The sequence below is a fragment of the Pseudoalteromonas sp. APC 3694 genome (genome assembly GCF_030407565.1).
In the GTDB taxonomy this organism is placed as follows: Bacteria; Pseudomonadota; Gammaproteobacteria; order Enterobacterales; family Alteromonadaceae; genus Pseudoalteromonas; species Pseudoalteromonas tetraodonis.
The window spans coordinates 12,843-27,344 of record NZ_JASDDE010000051.1 but is presented as its reverse complement, the minus strand read 5'-3'; the positions used below and the strand labels follow the sequence as shown (position 1 = coordinate 27,344).

16 protein-coding genes are annotated in these 14,502 nt (G+C 39.2%); 4 read left to right on the top strand and 12 right to left on the bottom strand.

The genetic code is table 11. The features are described from left to right. Positions 1 to 55: 55 nt before the first annotated feature. Positions 56 to 1,681, bottom strand: coding sequence for a pyridoxal-dependent aspartate 1-decarboxylase PanP (panP, locus tag QMA00_RS14950; RefSeq protein WP_008115622.1), 1,626 nt, complete (start codon positions 1,679 to 1,681; stop codon positions 56 to 58). A gap of 259 nt (positions 1,682 to 1,940) precedes the next feature. Between panP and QMA00_RS14945 the strand changes: the two genes are divergently transcribed. Then, the gene (locus tag QMA00_RS14945; RefSeq protein ID WP_076922999.1) at positions 1,941 to 3,809 is read left to right on the top strand and encodes a GGDEF domain-containing protein; all 1,869 of its coding nucleotides are present in this window, start codon (positions 1,941 to 1,943) and stop codon (positions 3,807 to 3,809) included. On the opposite strand, the gene QMA00_RS14940 is transcribed toward QMA00_RS14945, so the two are convergent. The 8 genes from QMA00_RS14940 to folB all read right to left on the bottom strand — a co-directional run bounded on the left by QMA00_RS14940 (position 3,806) and on the right by folB (position 9,943). Next, the gene (locus QMA00_RS14940) at positions 3,806 to 4,477 is read right to left on the bottom strand and encodes an SAM-dependent methyltransferase (RefSeq protein WP_008115619.1); all 672 of its coding nucleotides are present in this window, start codon (positions 4,475 to 4,477) and stop codon (positions 3,806 to 3,808) included. The genes QMA00_RS14945 and QMA00_RS14940 overlap by 4 nt on opposite strands. Then, a complete protein-coding gene (locus QMA00_RS14935) occupies positions 4,477 to 5,244 on the bottom strand; it encodes an ABC transporter permease (protein WP_008115618.1) in 768 nt (255 codons plus the stop codon). The genes QMA00_RS14940 and QMA00_RS14935 overlap by 1 nt, the downstream gene beginning before the upstream one ends. After that, entirely contained in the window at positions 5,245 to 6,174 is a 930-nt protein-coding gene (locus tag QMA00_RS14930; RefSeq protein WP_008115617.1) for an ABC transporter ATP-binding protein, read from the bottom strand. Next, positions 6,171 to 6,794: a flavin prenyltransferase UbiX gene (locus QMA00_RS14925; protein WP_076922998.1), complete on the bottom strand. Its 624-nt coding sequence runs from the start codon at positions 6,792 to 6,794 to the stop codon at positions 6,171 to 6,173. The genes QMA00_RS14930 and QMA00_RS14925 overlap by 4 nt, the downstream gene beginning before the upstream one ends. A gap of 1 nt (position 6,795) precedes the next feature. Then, the gene (mpl, locus tag QMA00_RS14920) at positions 6,796 to 8,151 is read right to left on the bottom strand and encodes a UDP-N-acetylmuramate:L-alanyl-gamma-D-glutamyl-meso-diaminopimelate ligase (RefSeq protein WP_076922997.1); all 1,356 of its coding nucleotides are present in this window, start codon (positions 8,149 to 8,151) and stop codon (positions 6,796 to 6,798) included. 146 nt (positions 8,152 to 8,297) lie between these two features. Further along, positions 8,298 to 9,098, bottom strand: a complete 801-nt coding sequence (locus QMA00_RS14915; protein ID WP_076922996.1) for an undecaprenyl-diphosphate phosphatase — start codon at positions 9,096 to 9,098, stop codon at positions 8,298 to 8,300. Next, entirely contained in the window at positions 9,095 to 9,583 is a 489-nt protein-coding gene (gene folK / locus QMA00_RS14910; protein WP_008466048.1) for a 2-amino-4-hydroxy-6-hydroxymethyldihydropteridine diphosphokinase, read from the bottom strand. The genes QMA00_RS14915 and folK overlap by 4 nt, the downstream gene beginning before the upstream one ends. After that, positions 9,584 to 9,943: a dihydroneopterin aldolase gene (folB, locus tag QMA00_RS14905; RefSeq protein ID WP_076922995.1), complete on the bottom strand. Its 360-nt coding sequence runs from the start codon at positions 9,941 to 9,943 to the stop codon at positions 9,584 to 9,586. A gap of 207 nt (positions 9,944 to 10,150) precedes the next feature. Here folB and plsY point away from each other — a divergent pair, with 207 nt between their 5' ends. Further along, the gene (gene plsY, locus QMA00_RS14900; protein ID WP_076922994.1) at positions 10,151 to 10,756 is read left to right on the top strand and encodes a glycerol-3-phosphate 1-O-acyltransferase PlsY; all 606 of its coding nucleotides are present in this window, start codon (positions 10,151 to 10,153) and stop codon (positions 10,754 to 10,756) included. A 23-nt stretch (positions 10,757 to 10,779) separates the two neighbouring features. Here the strand turns inward: plsY and tsaD are convergent, their stop codons facing one another. From tsaD to QMA00_RS14885, 3 genes are read right to left on the bottom strand one after another with little or no spacing between them, the layout of a single operon-like run. Next, a complete protein-coding gene (gene tsaD, locus QMA00_RS14895; RefSeq protein WP_076922993.1) occupies positions 10,780 to 11,793 on the bottom strand; it encodes a tRNA (adenosine(37)-N6)-threonylcarbamoyltransferase complex transferase subunit TsaD in 1,014 nt (337 codons plus the stop codon). Between the two features lie 44 nt (positions 11,794 to 11,837). Continuing rightward, entirely contained in the window at positions 11,838 to 12,428 is a 591-nt protein-coding gene (locus QMA00_RS14890; RefSeq protein ID WP_008115608.1) for a YjaG family protein, read from the bottom strand. Then, a complete protein-coding gene (locus QMA00_RS14885; protein WP_076922992.1) occupies positions 12,412 to 12,774 on the bottom strand; it encodes a DUF2007 domain-containing protein in 363 nt (120 codons plus the stop codon). The genes QMA00_RS14890 and QMA00_RS14885 overlap by 17 nt, the downstream gene beginning before the upstream one ends. 75 nt (positions 12,775 to 12,849) lie before the next feature. Between QMA00_RS14885 and QMA00_RS14880 the strand changes: the two genes are divergently transcribed. Further along, complete coding sequence (locus QMA00_RS14880) at positions 12,850 to 13,299, top strand: DUF2721 domain-containing protein (protein ID WP_076923005.1); 450 nt, start codon at positions 12,850 to 12,852, stop codon at positions 13,297 to 13,299. Positions 13,300 to 13,542: 243 nt separating this feature from the next. Further along, a complete protein-coding gene (locus QMA00_RS14875; protein WP_008468191.1) occupies positions 13,543 to 14,421 on the top strand; it encodes a LysR family transcriptional regulator in 879 nt (292 codons plus the stop codon). Positions 14,422 to 14,502 lie beyond the last annotated feature (81 nt).

Below are 14,502 nucleotides of genomic sequence, written 5' to 3'. Positions count from 1 at the left end.
AATATCATCTTTGATTCAATATGTTAGTAAATCTCTAAACCAGAGTTCAGGTTAGTTACATATATTTTCGTAAATACTTTTTAAATACAGGGTCGGTTTGAGCTAGTTCTTTCTGCTCTTCTAATATCTCTTTTAATATTGCACCTGATGTAAGCGGATTCGCAAGCACCACTCTAAATACCACGGTTGGTTGGTTATCATATTGAACTGGCGTTAAACGTGTACGCGATACAAACGAGCGACCTGATTCACGTTGACGTTTTTGCATGCTTGCAGTAAAACGATTAAGCGCGGCAAAGATATCTAAACGGGTTTGTGCGTCGGCCTGTGCTATCGCATTTTTAATTTGCTTAGGGACATAACGATAAGTTAGCAAACATAGCTCAGGTTCTGATATTAATTCAAAGTCTTCATCTGCTTTTATCAAACCAGCAAAGTAACGTGCTTTTTTAATACTGCGATCGATAAGCATTTCATAGCCTTTACGACCAATAACACGTAAGCAAGCATGCACTAACATCGCCATACCAGGGCGGCTCCCCTCAAGGGTATGGCTGCCTAAATCTTTAGAGCCTTTACGTAAAATATATTCAGCATGATGCTCTATGGCATCAGTTGCAGCAGGGTCTTTAAACAGCACCAAACCTGCTCCCATCGGTACATACATTTGTTTATGCGCATCAATGGTGATTGAATCTGCATGCTCAATACCTTTTAAAAGGTGCCTATGGGTATTAGAAAGTAAAGTAGCTCCGCCCCACGCCGCATCAACATGAAAGTGGCAATTAATCTCTTGTGCTAAATTAGCCATGTCTTCAAGTGGATCGATATTACCAGTTTCAGTCGTTCCGGCTACACCAATAATTGCCATCACTTTAATGCCTTGCGCTTCAAGCTCTAGCGCTTTTTCTCGCATAGCAGCTACATCAACTTTATTATCAGCCGATGTTTTAATACCAATTAAATTCTCACGGCCAATACCTAATAAATCAACCGATTTGCCTAATGAGTAATGACCTCGCTCAGAGATTAAAACCGCCAGTCCTTTGTAACCATAGTGGAGCATTCCCGCCACTAAACCTTGTGCAGCAATGCCTTTAAAGTTGCCATCTGCTTTCAATAAGCGGTTGCGGGCAATCCAAAGTGCTGTAATGTTAGCTACTGTGCCACCAGAGCAAAATGCTCCTAAAGAGGTTTTTGCACTGTGCATCCATTTAGAATAAAAACCATCACTTTGGCTATAAGCTAAATGATGCATCATTCCTAAAACTTGACGCTCTAATGGGGTAAACGCTTTTGAGGTTTCTATTTTTACAAGGTTTTGATTTAGCCCAACCATTAATTTCGATAACGGCAGTAAAAAATGTGGCAGAGCAGATGTCATGTGACCAATAAAGCTTGGCGCTGCGGTATGTACAGAATGAGCAACCAGCTGTTCCATAATATCTTGGGCATAGCAAGACACAAACGTTGGCTCTTCAGGGATAGCCGCCGATTGAAAATCTTTTTCTATTTCATGTAATGGTTTTTCAATTGCCGCGATATTTTCGTTTAAGAAACCTGCTAAATTACTCGAAATTTCAAGCTCTATTTTGCTCAAAGTTGAGTCAGGGGCCTCTGGAACGGTAAATATCCGTTTGAGGCTTTCTTTAGAGGCGACGGCACAACGCTTTTGATCCATCTTCATACCTAGTGTGTGACTAAAACACCTGTTAGTTTGTAAAACACGCTAATTTAAGGTGTTTTTAAGCAACGGCATTTCTAAAAAATTGCGCTAACTTTACTGCAATATGACAAAAATGTCTCGTTTTAAGCCATAAAAGACAATACAAAATAGATAACATTTCACTATTTTTTATATTTAGTACAAAGGGTAATTAAAATATTGGGCATTTATAATTTTTAAGTATAATAAATCTAACAAAAAATAAGGATGTTGCATGCTAAAAGGAAATCTAAAATTAACTCGGTTGGCGCTCGGTACCGTCTTTTTTTTAGTCAGCTTAATAATTTACAGTTACTACACCTACACTGCCATCAATAATGATGTTATACGCAGCATTGATAATCGTTTATTAAATGCAGCCACCAGCGTAAAGTACATTTTAGGTAATGATTATCACGATAAAGTAGCGCAAGAAATTAGCTTTTCAAGCTATCAAAATAAAGCCGACCAGCTTTCGGCATTGGCCAATGATTTAAATATAGATTATTTATATTCAATGGTACTGATTGATGAAAATGTTTATTTTACTGCCTCTAGCTACACTCAAGATGATCAAAATAACGGTAAAGTTACTCAGTTTTTAGATCTTTATCCCGAAGCCACGCCAATAACTATGGCTGCATTTTTATCAACGGCCCCTATTTTTGAAACCTCAACAGCGCATCGCGGCCATTCTAAAACAGTATATATTCCTCATCTGGCAAAAAATGGCAGAACCTATATTACAGCTGCAGATATTAGCGTTGATAAAATTAGCAATGCGTTAAAAACAGACTTATATCAATCTATGTTTCATTTTTGCTGCGTAATTATTATTTTATTAATAGTTTATACTCTTTATTACTATGGAGTACGTCGTTCATTAATGAGCGACCATGCAAGCGGATTCGAAAATCATATTGCCTTAGAAAAACGGCTAAAAAAAAGCAATGAACATCATTTACAAATTGCGATTATTTTAGTGAACGAAATTGATAATATCAGCCGTTTTTTTGGCACAAAAACAGCCGATGAAGTGATGAAAAAGCTGCTCACTCACTTTAAGCAGCAAGCCCGTTTGCACGCACGTATTTATCGTATTGCAACTAATAAACTCGCTATTTTGACTGATAAAGAAACTCCCTTTGATGAGCTATATAGCATTATTCAATCCCATAATAAAAATACACCTTTTATTACAGACCCATTTATTTATATTACGCTCAACGCTGGAGTGGCAAGAGGGAATAAGTCATTACTGCTTAAGAATGCTCATATTGCGTTACTGCAATCTAAGCAGGGCGATCAGAGCATAGTTAACTACTGTGAGGCAATTAATGACGCTAAATCTCTATATTTATATAATGTTGAAATAGCAAAAGAAATTCGTGAAGCATTTGATGCTCATCGTGTTGTTCCTTACTTTCAGCCGGTTATAAATACTCATACCGATGAAGTTATTAGGTATGATTGCTCACCGAGAATAGTCACTTCACAAGGGGAGATTTTAACCCCTGATACCTTTGCAAATGCACTAAATAGACTGCGTATGAATGGCATGTTAACCCATGCACTGTTTACTCAATGTGTTTCACGTTTTCGTAAATCAGCAATTTGTTGGGAGTTAACGCTGTGCGCTGAAAACATTGCAGATCCCACTATTTATGATCATATTGCGTATGAGCTTCATCGCTACCCTAATCCTGAAAACATTACTATTTCGATTTTAGAGTCGCAGGTTATTTCACATTACTATGAAATAAAGTCATTTATCGCAATGGTAAAAAGTAAGGGGGCAAAGGTGGTGATGCACTGCTGGGGTAATGAGTTTATTAATACTCTTAATACTTTAAAAGTGGAGGTTGATGGTATAAAACTTGATGGTGCAATCACAAAGCAGCTATTAAATGATGCAAATACGTCGCTATTTATATCCTACATCACTGATATAGCCCAGCAGCTTGAACTTGAATTGGTTGTTGAAGCGGTAGAAAGTGATACGGTTGCAGAGTTACTCAGCCAACTAAATGTGACGCTGATGCAAGGTAGTTTCCTTGGCAAACCAACGCCACATGTTACTGACTTTAAAAAAGCAATGAATTAGTTATTAATATTAATGGCTAGTCGGTGGCTTTGCTGACCACTGGCCCAGTACTTACGCTCAAAAGGAGTAATTGCTTCATCTGATTCAAACAACGCGGTTTGACAAGGATACCCAGCTAACTCGAGCGCTCTGGCGAACTCTTTAACATAGATATCCCAGTTACTGCGCACTTCAAGCAAACCACCTAATTTAACAATAAAGGGGAAGATAGCCGCCCCATGCCAGCGCCTTTGTATGTGTTTAGACTTAGGCCAAGGGTTAGGGTAAAGCAAATAGTGATGCGTAGGCTGCCAATTAGCAGCCACCGCTAAACGCCAAAAGTCATTTAAGTCAGCTTGCACTAAAATGTATTGACCACTCTCAGTTTGTTTATACTCAACATCATGCTTATCAAGTCGGTGAGATGACTTATCAATGCCCACAACTAACGCTTCAGGATGACGTTTTGCTAAATTAGCGGTGCTCTCCCCGACCCCACAACAGGAATCTAAAATAAGCGGCCCATTAAAGGCTTGCACTTTAGCATTAACTTCATCAAATGCGGTTTGCGTATGTGTTGCAATTGGCTTTTTAAACTCGGCTTGTAAGTGTTTATTAACTATTTCATCAAGCTTTTCATGAAGCCCCGCTTGATTAGATACAATACTACGTGAATTTGCATCGCTCATTAGTGTCTTAGCCCCACACCTTTTTTAATTAGCGTCAGTGCTAAAGTAAATAGGACACTGATAAACACCAACAACACACCCATTGCGACCGATAAATCTACATCCGACACACCTAAAAACCCATATCTAAATGCGTTAACCATATAAATAATAGGATTAATTTGCGACACCATTTGCCAAAAATCAGGCAGTAAAGTGATTGAATAAAACACCCCGCCTAAATAGGTTAGGGGTGTTAAAATAAAGGTCGGAATAATACTTATGTCATCAAAGCTGTTTGCATAAATAGCGTTGATTAACCCGCCCAAGGCAAACACCGCCGAGGTAAGAATAACAGTGGCCATAATCACAAAAATATTATGTATTTGTATATCTACAAAAAATAAAGAAACACACGTTACAATAAAGCCAACCATAATGCCACGGGTCATGCCTCCGCCCATATAACCCAACACAATGATGTAATTAGGCACAGGTGCAACCAATAACTCTTCAATACTTTTTTGAAACTTAGTTGAGTAAAAGCTTGAAGCTACATTCGAGTAAGAGTTTGTTATAACTGACATCATAATAAGGCCAGGAACAATAAACTCCATGTAACTAAAGCCGCCCATATCGCCAATACGCGAGCCTATTAAGTTCCCAAAAATAACAAAATATAAGCTCATAGTAATCGCTGGCGGCACTAAGGTTTGCACCCAAATACGCAAAAAGCGAATACACTCTTTAATCCAAATACTTTTTAAGGCTACGCCATATTTAAACATTTATTCGCCCCGCCCTTGCTCTAATAAACCTACAAATAATTCTTCTAATCGATTTGCTTTATTGCGCATGCTTAGCACAGTATTACCTTGTTCGGTTAACGCACTAAATACAGCATTAAGCCCTTGTGATTTAGCCACTTCAACTTCAATGGTGTGCTCATCAGTCATGGTGAAATTATACCCTTCAAGTGTCACCGGATTGGTAGGCTGCTTTAAATCCAGTACAAAGATTTCTTTGTCTAATTTAGCCAACAAAGCTTTTATAGTAGTGTTTTCAACTATGCGACCGGTATCAATAATAGCGATGTTTTTACACAGTAGTTCAGCTTCTTCAAGGTAGTGAGTGGTTAAAATAATGGTCACACCTTGTTCGTTGATTTGTCTTAAAAACTCCCACATTGAGCGGCGCAGCTCTATATCAACGCCCGCAGTTGGTTCGTCTAAAATAAGTAACTTTGGCTCATGCATTAAGGCACGTGCAATCATCAAACGACGCTTCATACCACCAGAAAGAGTACGTGCTTGCTTATCTTTTTTCTCGATTAATCCAAGTTGCGCTAAGTATTTATCTGCACGTTTATGTGCTTCGCCGCGCGGTACACCGTAGTAACCTGCTTGATTAACGAGTATTTGGCTTAGGGTTTCAAACTGGCTAAAGTTAAACTCTTGTGGTACTAGGCCTAAATTCGCTTTAGCCGCTTCAAGGTCGGTATCAATATCGTGACCAAATACTTCAACTTTGCCTTTGGTCTTATTAACCAGTGAAGAAATTACCCCAATAGTGGTTGATTTACCCGCCCCATTTGGACCTAACAGTGCAAAAAAGTCACCTTCATGCACTTGTAAATCAACCCCTTTTACTGCCTCTACCCCATTTTTGTAAACCTTGGTAAGGCCTTCAATATTTAAAGCAATGTTTTGCTTATTCATTTCTTACCCTCACCATAACCCCAGCGCTTTGTGAGGTTATGTTCAATATTTAAATGATCTAAAATTCGCGCCACCATAAAATCAACCAAGTCTTCTATACTTTGTGGTTGATGATAAAACCCAGGAGCAGCGGGCATGATAGTGACCCCTAAACGCGACAATTTGAGCATATTTTCCAAGTGAATTTCGCTAAATGGCGTCTCGCGTGGCACTAGAATAAGCTGGCCTCGCTCTTTTATCACCACATCGGCAGCGCGCTCTAATAAATTATCTGATGCGCCGACTGCAATCGCAGACACTGACCCGGCACTACATGGACATACTATCATTTTTTTCGGTGCTGCTGAGCCCGAAGCCACCGGACTGAACCAGTTATCTTTGCCAAATACCTTTAATTGTTCAGGCTTGGCGTTAAATAATACACTTAACTGCTCGGTAGCTTTATCTTCATTCCCTGATAACTTTATATTAGACTCGGTATCAAAAACTACACGCGCGGCACTTGAGATAAGCACATACACTTGAAATTGTTGTTCAAGTAACACTTCCAACAGCCTTAACCCATATGATGCGCCTGATGCGCCACTAAATGCTAAGGTAATTGTATCTTTAAATTGCACATTATTCTCCGCTGTATTTATCGGTCAAACCATCAACAAGTTGCTGATGAAGACCATTAAAACCACCATTACTCATAATTAAAACATGTTGATTTGGCTCAACATTCTCAAGCACTGTATCAATAATAGCGGTTGTAGAATCAAAGCACTGCATACCCGCTTTGTCAGCTTGCTCTTTAAGTGACCAGTTTAAATTTTCTGGTTCAAATAACAGCACATCATCTGCATCGCGAAGTGAATCGAGAAGTGTAAATTGATGCACTCCCATTTTCATGGTGTTAGAGCGCGGCTCTAAAATTGCAATAATTTTTTCATCCCCCACTTTAGCACGCAGCCCCGCAAGTGTTGTTTGAATCGCGGTAGGGTGATGGGCGAAATCGTCATACACTTTAATATGATTAATATCTGCTTTAAGCTCCATCCGCCTTTTTGGGCTGATAAACTCGCCCAAAGCTTCAATACTGTGCTCTATTGCAATTCCCACATGGCGTGCTGCTGCAATAGCCATAATGGCATTTTTAACGTTATGCTCACCAATCGCTTGCCAACTAACAACGCCTTGTAACTGCCTATTTAGTAAAACATTAAATTGAGAACCATCGGCTTTGAGTAATTCATAACTCCAATCATCACCTAATGTTTCGCTCTCGCTCCACAACCCTTTTGCAATCACATCGCTCAGTGCTTCATCATTTTTTGGCCAAAGCACTTTGCCGCTTTGCGGTAGTGTACGTATCAAATGGTGAAATTGTTTTTTAATTGCGTTTAAATCTTCAAAAATATCAGCATGATCAAATTCAAGATTATTTAAAATAAGTGTTCGAGGTAAATAATGAACAAACTTACTGCGTTTATCAAAAAAGGCCGTGTCGTACTCATCGGCTTCTATAACAAAAAATGGCGTTTGCCCAACTCGCGCAGAAAGACCAAAGTTTTGTACAATTCCGCCAATTAAAAAGCCCGGTTTTAAACCCGCATATTCAAGTATCCACGCCAGCATACTGGCGGTGGTTGTTTTACCATGAGTTCCTGCCACAGCCAGCACCCACGAATCTTGTAGTAAGTTATGTTTTAGCCACTCAGGTCCTGAGGTATAAGGCAGGCTCTTATCGAGTACATATTCAACACACGGGTTACCACGGCTCATAGCATTACCAATAACAACGATATCTGGAGCTGGCTCTAGTTGAGATACGTCATAGCCCTGTGTTAGTTCAATACCCAGTTCTTGTAACTGAGTACTCATTGGTGGGTAAACGTTTTGATCTGACCCAGTAACGTGGTGACCCAATGATTTAGCTATAGCGGCAATACCACCCATAAATGTGCCACAAATACCCAAAATATGTATATGCATTTACTATCCTTTCATCCTGCGCGGAGTTTGCTCTAGGGCAAAATTTAATGGCGTTATAATGCCAAAATTTAGCTTAAGTTACCATTAACCCTTGGCGCAAATAAAAAAGCCTCCCAAAGTGGGAGGCTTTCCTGAAGATTAATAGCTTATAGCATTAAAAAGAATATTAAACCGACACCTAATAATAAACGATAAATAACAAATGGTAGCATTCCCATTCGCTCAATCACTTTTAAAAACATAAAAATACAAGCATAAGCTGATAAAAACGACAGCACTACACCTAACAATAAAGCAGTCCAATCAACAATATGATCGCCAAGCGCTAGCTCTGCTGTGTAATAAAGGCCCATCATTGAAATGATTGGAATAGCTAATAAAAACGAAAAGCGCGCTGCACTTTGCTTATTCATACCTAACATTAAACCCGCTGTCATGGTAATACCTGAACGTGAAGTGCCAGGGATCATTGCAACGGCCTGTGCAAAGCCAATAATGAGGGCCGTTTTCCAGTTTAGCTGATAGATTGTTTTTATTTGCTTACCTTTGGCATCGGCGTACCAAAGCAATAGACCAAATACGATTGTTGTGGTCGCAATCACCCATGCACTGCGCAAATACAGTTCAACAAAATCTTTTAGCAATAGCCCTAAAATAGCGGCAGGCACAGTACCTAAAATTATCCACCAGCCTAGTTTGCTGTCATCTGTTGTACCTTGTGCACCAAACGATTTAAACCAAGCACCGAGTATATCGGCCACTTCTATACGAAAATAAATAACAACAGCAATTAACGTTCCTACATGAACGGCAACATCAAATGCCAAGCCTTGATCTTCCCAGCCTAAAATTTGCGACGGTAAAATTAAGTGTGCAGAACTCGATATAGGTAAAAATTCAGTAAATCCCTGAATTAGGGCTAAAACAATTATTTCTATAATACTCATGGGTTAGAAAACTCCACCTTCCATAGTTTTTGTTGAGGGTTGTTATATGCATTCCATATTTGGGCAATCGTTTTTTTTGCTACAGGGTGATAAAAATCAGGAGCCACCTCTGCTAAAGGCTGTAATACAAAGGCATTTTTGGTAATTTCGTCACGTGGTAGTTGAGCTGGGCTCTCGCAAATGACATCATCGTAAAAGAGTAAATCGAGATCCAAGGTGCGCGGGCTAAATTTTTTATCATTTGCTTTGCGACCATTATCGCGCTCTATTTGTTTTAATAACGCACACACATCTTCAAGCGCCATATCGGTAGTGGCAGCAAGTACGGAGTTGTAAAAGTTATTACCGGCAAAACCCACCGCTTCACTTTCAAACACCGAAGAATGTTGTGTATTTTTAAAATGTTTATTTAACGCCACTAAAGCACGCCTGATATGCTCTGCTTTATTAATATTCGACCCTAAGCTAATAAATATTTGCGCCATTTAAGCCGTAGCCTTATTGCGGGTTATTTCTACACCGACGGTTTGCGCTTGTGCAACTGCAGCGGGCTTACTTACTTTTATTGTCACTTTTGGGGTATTAAATTCGGTTAAAATGATTTGCGCTAATTGCTCCACCAGTGTTTCTAAAAGCTCTACCGGTTTAGCCGTACTGTGTTCGATAACACGCTCACTTACCTTAGCGTAATCCAGTGCCAAGTTAATATCGTCGTTTTGTGCTGCGGGCTTAATATCGCTTAGCATCTCAATATCAAAGTACAGGCTTTGTTTACTTTTCTTTTCAAAATCATACACCCCGATAATCGTTTCGACATGCAATTGTGATATAAATACCTTGTCCATTGATACTCCAAATGACTATAACAAGTCACTGAGTTAATTACATATTGTATCAATCAAATTAATACTATATATACTTTAATCAGTGTTTAAATATACTAAAATTACTTCTACAATAGAATCGTTACAAAATTGCGAGTAATTTAAGAAGCCCGTAAATTTTGACGCCAATAATAGCTTAAAAGTAATGATTAAAAAATAAGGAAGCGCGTGTTAGTCATTTTAATGTTTGTATTAGCCTATTTGCTCGGCTCGATTTCATCGGCCATTTTAGTGTCGCGGCTATTCAAACTCCCCGATCCACGCACGCATGGCTCCAATAATCCAGGTGCAACCAATGTTTACCGCTTAGGCGGGTCACTTCCTGCATGCTTAGTTTTAGTCTTCGATATTTTAAAGGGCACAATCCCTGTTTGGGGCGCTTATTTTTTAAAACTTGAGCCATTAGAGCTTAGTTTAATCGCCGTTGCTGCATGCCTGGGGCATATGTACCCGTTATTTTTTAGTTTTAAGGGCGGTAAGGCGGTTGCAACTGCATTTGGCTCGTTACTACCGATAGGGCTTTCTTTAGGAGGGTTATTGATTGGTACTTGGTTGCTGATTGTCGCGATTACTCGTTACTCATCACTTGCCGCGTTAGTGGCCGTTACGCTAGCGCCTTTATATACATGGTGGATAAAGCCGTTATATACCTTACCCGTGACCTTTATTACGCTACTGATCATTATTAGGCATCGTACTAATATTGTGCGTTTATTTAAAGGGGAAGAACCAAAAGTAGGGACTAAACAAGCCCCTACAGATGATAAGAAGTAATAACTAACCTAAATTATGGTTAATTATATTGCTTCTAAGCTATCGATTGGCCAGCGCGGTTTAGTTTTCATATCAAGCGAAGCAAACTGTCCCGCTTTTAAACGCTGCATACCAGCATAAGCAATCATTGCACCATTGTCAGTACAAAACTCAGTACGAGGGTAAAACACTTCGCCCTTCATACCTTGCATCACACGCTCTAGTTGCAAACGTAGTTGCGTATTAGCACTTACACCACCGGCTATTACTAAACGTTTAATACCCGTTTGTTTTAATGCGCGCTTACACTTAATCACTAAAGTATCTATAACGGCCGTTTGAAATGCATGGGCAATATCTGCTTTTGTTTGCTCGTCACTATCATTTTCACGAATAGCAATTGAAGCGGCGGTTTTTAGGCCACTAAAGCTAAAATCTAAGCCAGGTTTGTCTGTCATTGGACGCGGGAAAACAAATCGCTTAGCAACACCTTGTTCAGCCATTTTAGCCAAACGAGGGCCACCTGGATAATCAAGCCCAAGTAACTTGGCTGTTTTATCAAATGCTTCACCAGCAGCATCATCTACCGACTCACCCAATACTTCGTATTGACCAATACCAGCAACTTTTACCATCATGGTATGACCGCCAGAAACCAGTAAGGCAATAAATGGGAACTCGGGGACGTTTTCCTCAAGCATTGGCGCTAATAAATGCCCTTCCATATGGTGCACTGCCACCGCTGGGATATCCCAGCCATATGCTAAAGAGCGACCAATTGAGGTACCTACTAACAAAGCCCCTACTAAACCTGGCCCTGCCGTATAAGCAATACCATCTAAATCTTCAGGCCCACAACCCGCTTGCGCAAATGCCGCATCGATAAGCGGCAATGTTTTACGTACGTGATCGCGCGAGGCAAGTTCAGGTACTACACCACCATAGTCTGCATGTACTTTTACTTGGCTATATAATTGATGGGCTAGCAGCCCTTTTTCGTCATCATAAATAGCAATACCAGTTTCATCGCATGATGATTCAATGCCTAAAATTCGCATTGTTAATTCTCCTGCCACCTAACAAGGTGTTTAAAACAAATAACTTACAGTGCTAAACCAATGTTAGTTTGGCCATCAGCAAGGACATGCTTTTTCAATGCTTTCACATTTTCAGCAGTGATACGCCCCATTGCTTCTACAAAATCAATTAGTTCACCTAATACCTCTATTTCGTATTGCATCAGTGGGTGTTCACGCACCGCTTTGTTATCGGCAACATCACCTTCAACCGTCATTTGGTACTCAATAAAGCGAGCTACGGTGGCCTGTGATATTTTACTCACATTAACAAACTCTTGCTCATCTTGTGCTAAAAGGCCATGCATTAAACTCAGTAATGAGGTGGCAGCATCGATTGCAGGATAGGTACCAAACATATCAAAATCAGCAAGTTCAGGTACATTCGGCTCTATTTTTTCGACTTGCTTTTCTAAATCAATCTTACTTTTAGGAAGCAGTATCTTTTCCCAACATACATTTAAAGCATTACGTAAAATAACCTCATCGCCAAAACCGGTAGCCTCACTAAATAGTCCATAATTAGGCAACATACGCTCTATTAACGCACTGGCCAATACCGCCTTTTGTAGGTAATTTAACTCTCTAATACGCTGAAAATTATTCGCTTTTGTCATTCTTTAAAGTCCCACATGACCAACAAAAATCAAATGTTGATCCATTATGCTCATTACAGTTAGGGCACACCCAATCTGGAGCGGATTGTTTTACTTGCTGATAGTTTACCAATATTTCGCGTGCATGGCGCTCTTTTATCGCATAAACCTGCACACTTACTTGTGTTTGCTCAAACGGGATCTCGCCCATTGCACCTTGCAGCATTTCGCCTTTAATTTGACACTCAATTCCCGCATTCAGAATCAATCCTTTTATTATATTGGCCTCTAAACTATTTTCTGCGTTATAAAGCGTAACCCAATCAAATGATGTTACATTTGATTGGCTATTATTAGTATTTCGCAATATCCACCTCATTTACTTTATGTGTACAATAAGCCCGCGTAACCTAAAGCAAATAATATGATTGAAGGACACATTATGACGCTAACTACCCCAGGTTTACTTTTTCCAGCCATCTCATTGTTATTACTTGCCTATACAAACCGATTTTTAGTACTTGCGCAACTAATACGAGAATTGAATGCCCGTGAAGGGGAATCTATTCGTCCTGTTGTAGTGGCGCAAATAACTAATCTTAGAAAGCGAATAAAACTAATAAGGACCATGCAAGTATACGGAGTAGCCTCTTTTTTATTATGTACGTTATCTATGTTCGCATTATTTATAGAATTTAATACCACGGGCATTATTTTATTTGGTGTCAGTTTAAGCTGCTTAAGCTTATCTTTGCTTACTTCATTATTTGAAATTCACATCTCTTGTGATGCCATAGAAATTGAATTGCAAAACATTGAAAATAAGCCTTTAAGTAACCGAGTAAGTAAAAATTTTATTGAGCCCAACCCTAAAAGCAAAAGCAGCAATTAACAAACCGAGACTTTAATAAAGCTGTTATAAAATTGCATAAACTTGGTCAATAATAAAACCCTACAGTTATTTAACATTACCCAAAGGTATAACAACTTTTAGCAACTATTCTCTTTAAATACGATGAAAAGAAAGTTAATCTAAGGAGGTGGTTAAAAACATTATTTCAACTGATCTGTAGGGATATAAAGTCAGTATTTAATCTGCAATTCCCCTAGCTTACCTATAAAAAAGGACTATATAGTGAGATTTGAACAATTAGAACAGTTTGTAGCGCTTGGCCTACTTCGTCATTTTAGGCAAGCTGCAGAACAAACCCAAATTAGCACATCTGCGTTAACTCGTAGTATTCAAACTCTTGAAACAGAGCTTGGCTACGAACTTGTTACCCGCTCTACTCGCTCGGTTAAATTAACTCAAGCAGGGGAGCTTTTCCTCGACTTTGCTAAAAATACGCTCAATGAGCTAGAACAAATAAAGCATCGCGCTTTTCAATCAATTAATGGCACAGAAGAAAAAAAATTAGTGATTGGCTACACCACAACAACCAGCAGCATAGTACCAATCACCTGCGGCGAATTTTTGAGTCAGTACCCGCATATTAAAATTGAAATGCAGCTGCAAAACAAAACTGAGCTTCATAGAAAGTTACTTCAAGGGGAAATTGACATTAGTGTATGCTCGCAAATAGTCAATAGCATTGGTAGCGATATACAATTACCTGATCAACTTATTTTATTTTGTTCAAAACAACACCCTTTAGCAAATAAAAGCGATATTAGTAAAAAAGAGCTCGAAAGCTATCCAATGTTCAGTTGTTTTTCGCAGTCAAAACAAGTGCAATCAATGCTTAATGAAGTAATAGACTCGTTAAATAAAGTTTCAACTATTAAAGTAGGTAGTATCGAGCAGGTAATGGCTGGACTTGAAAAGTCAGATCATTTTGCTATTGCAGGTATTGAACACACCAGCTCTGTGGCAGAAAACCATAACTTAATCCAGCTTAAAACGAATAACGATATTAGCCATGAACAACTTGTGGTGCAAACAAGCCAGCAAATAGAGGCAGGTGAGCATGTTGACCACCTACTCTCGCTAATTAAGAAGGTTTCAAGAGCATAAAAAATGACTCCATGCGTTTTATAACAACTATAAATTAGTGGCATTAAAGTTTTTTTTCACTACACTAACGCTCCCTTATAT

Excerpts from the sequence above, each read along its gene's own strand:
- panP (WP_008115622.1), bottom strand. The coding sequence starts at position 1,681 with ATGGATCAAAAGCGTTGTGCCGTCGCCTCTAAAGAAAGCCTCAAACGG.
- QMA00_RS14945 (WP_076922999.1), top strand. The coding sequence starts at position 1,941 with ATGCTAAAAGGAAATCTAAAATTAACTCGGTTGGCGCTCGGTACCGTC.
- QMA00_RS14940 (WP_008115619.1), bottom strand. The coding sequence starts at position 4,477 with ATGAGCGATGCAAATTCACGTAGTATTGTATCTAATCAAGCGGGGCTT.
- QMA00_RS14935 (WP_008115618.1), bottom strand. The coding sequence starts at position 5,244 with ATGTTTAAATATGGCGTAGCCTTAAAAAGTATTTGGATTAAAGAGTGT.
- QMA00_RS14930 (WP_008115617.1), bottom strand. The coding sequence starts at position 6,174 with ATGAATAAGCAAAACATTGCTTTAAATATTGAAGGCCTTACCAAGGTT.
- mpl (WP_076922997.1), bottom strand. The coding sequence starts at position 8,151 with ATGCATATACATATTTTGGGTATTTGTGGCACATTTATGGGTGGTATT.
- QMA00_RS14915 (WP_076922996.1), bottom strand. The coding sequence starts at position 9,098 with ATGAGTATTATAGAAATAATTGTTTTAGCCCTAATTCAGGGATTTACT.
- folK (WP_008466048.1), bottom strand. The coding sequence starts at position 9,583 with ATGGCGCAAATATTTATTAGCTTAGGGTCGAATATTAATAAAGCAGAG.
- folB (WP_076922995.1), bottom strand. The coding sequence starts at position 9,943 with ATGGACAAGGTATTTATATCACAATTGCATGTCGAAACGATTATCGGG.
- tsaD (WP_076922993.1), bottom strand. The coding sequence starts at position 11,793 with ATGCGAATTTTAGGCATTGAATCATCATGCGATGAAACTGGTATTGCT.
- QMA00_RS14890 (WP_008115608.1), bottom strand. The coding sequence starts at position 12,428 with ATGACAAAAGCGAATAATTTTCAGCGTATTAGAGAGTTAAATTACCTA.
- QMA00_RS14880 (WP_076923005.1), top strand. The coding sequence starts at position 12,850 with ATGACGCTAACTACCCCAGGTTTACTTTTTCCAGCCATCTCATTGTTA.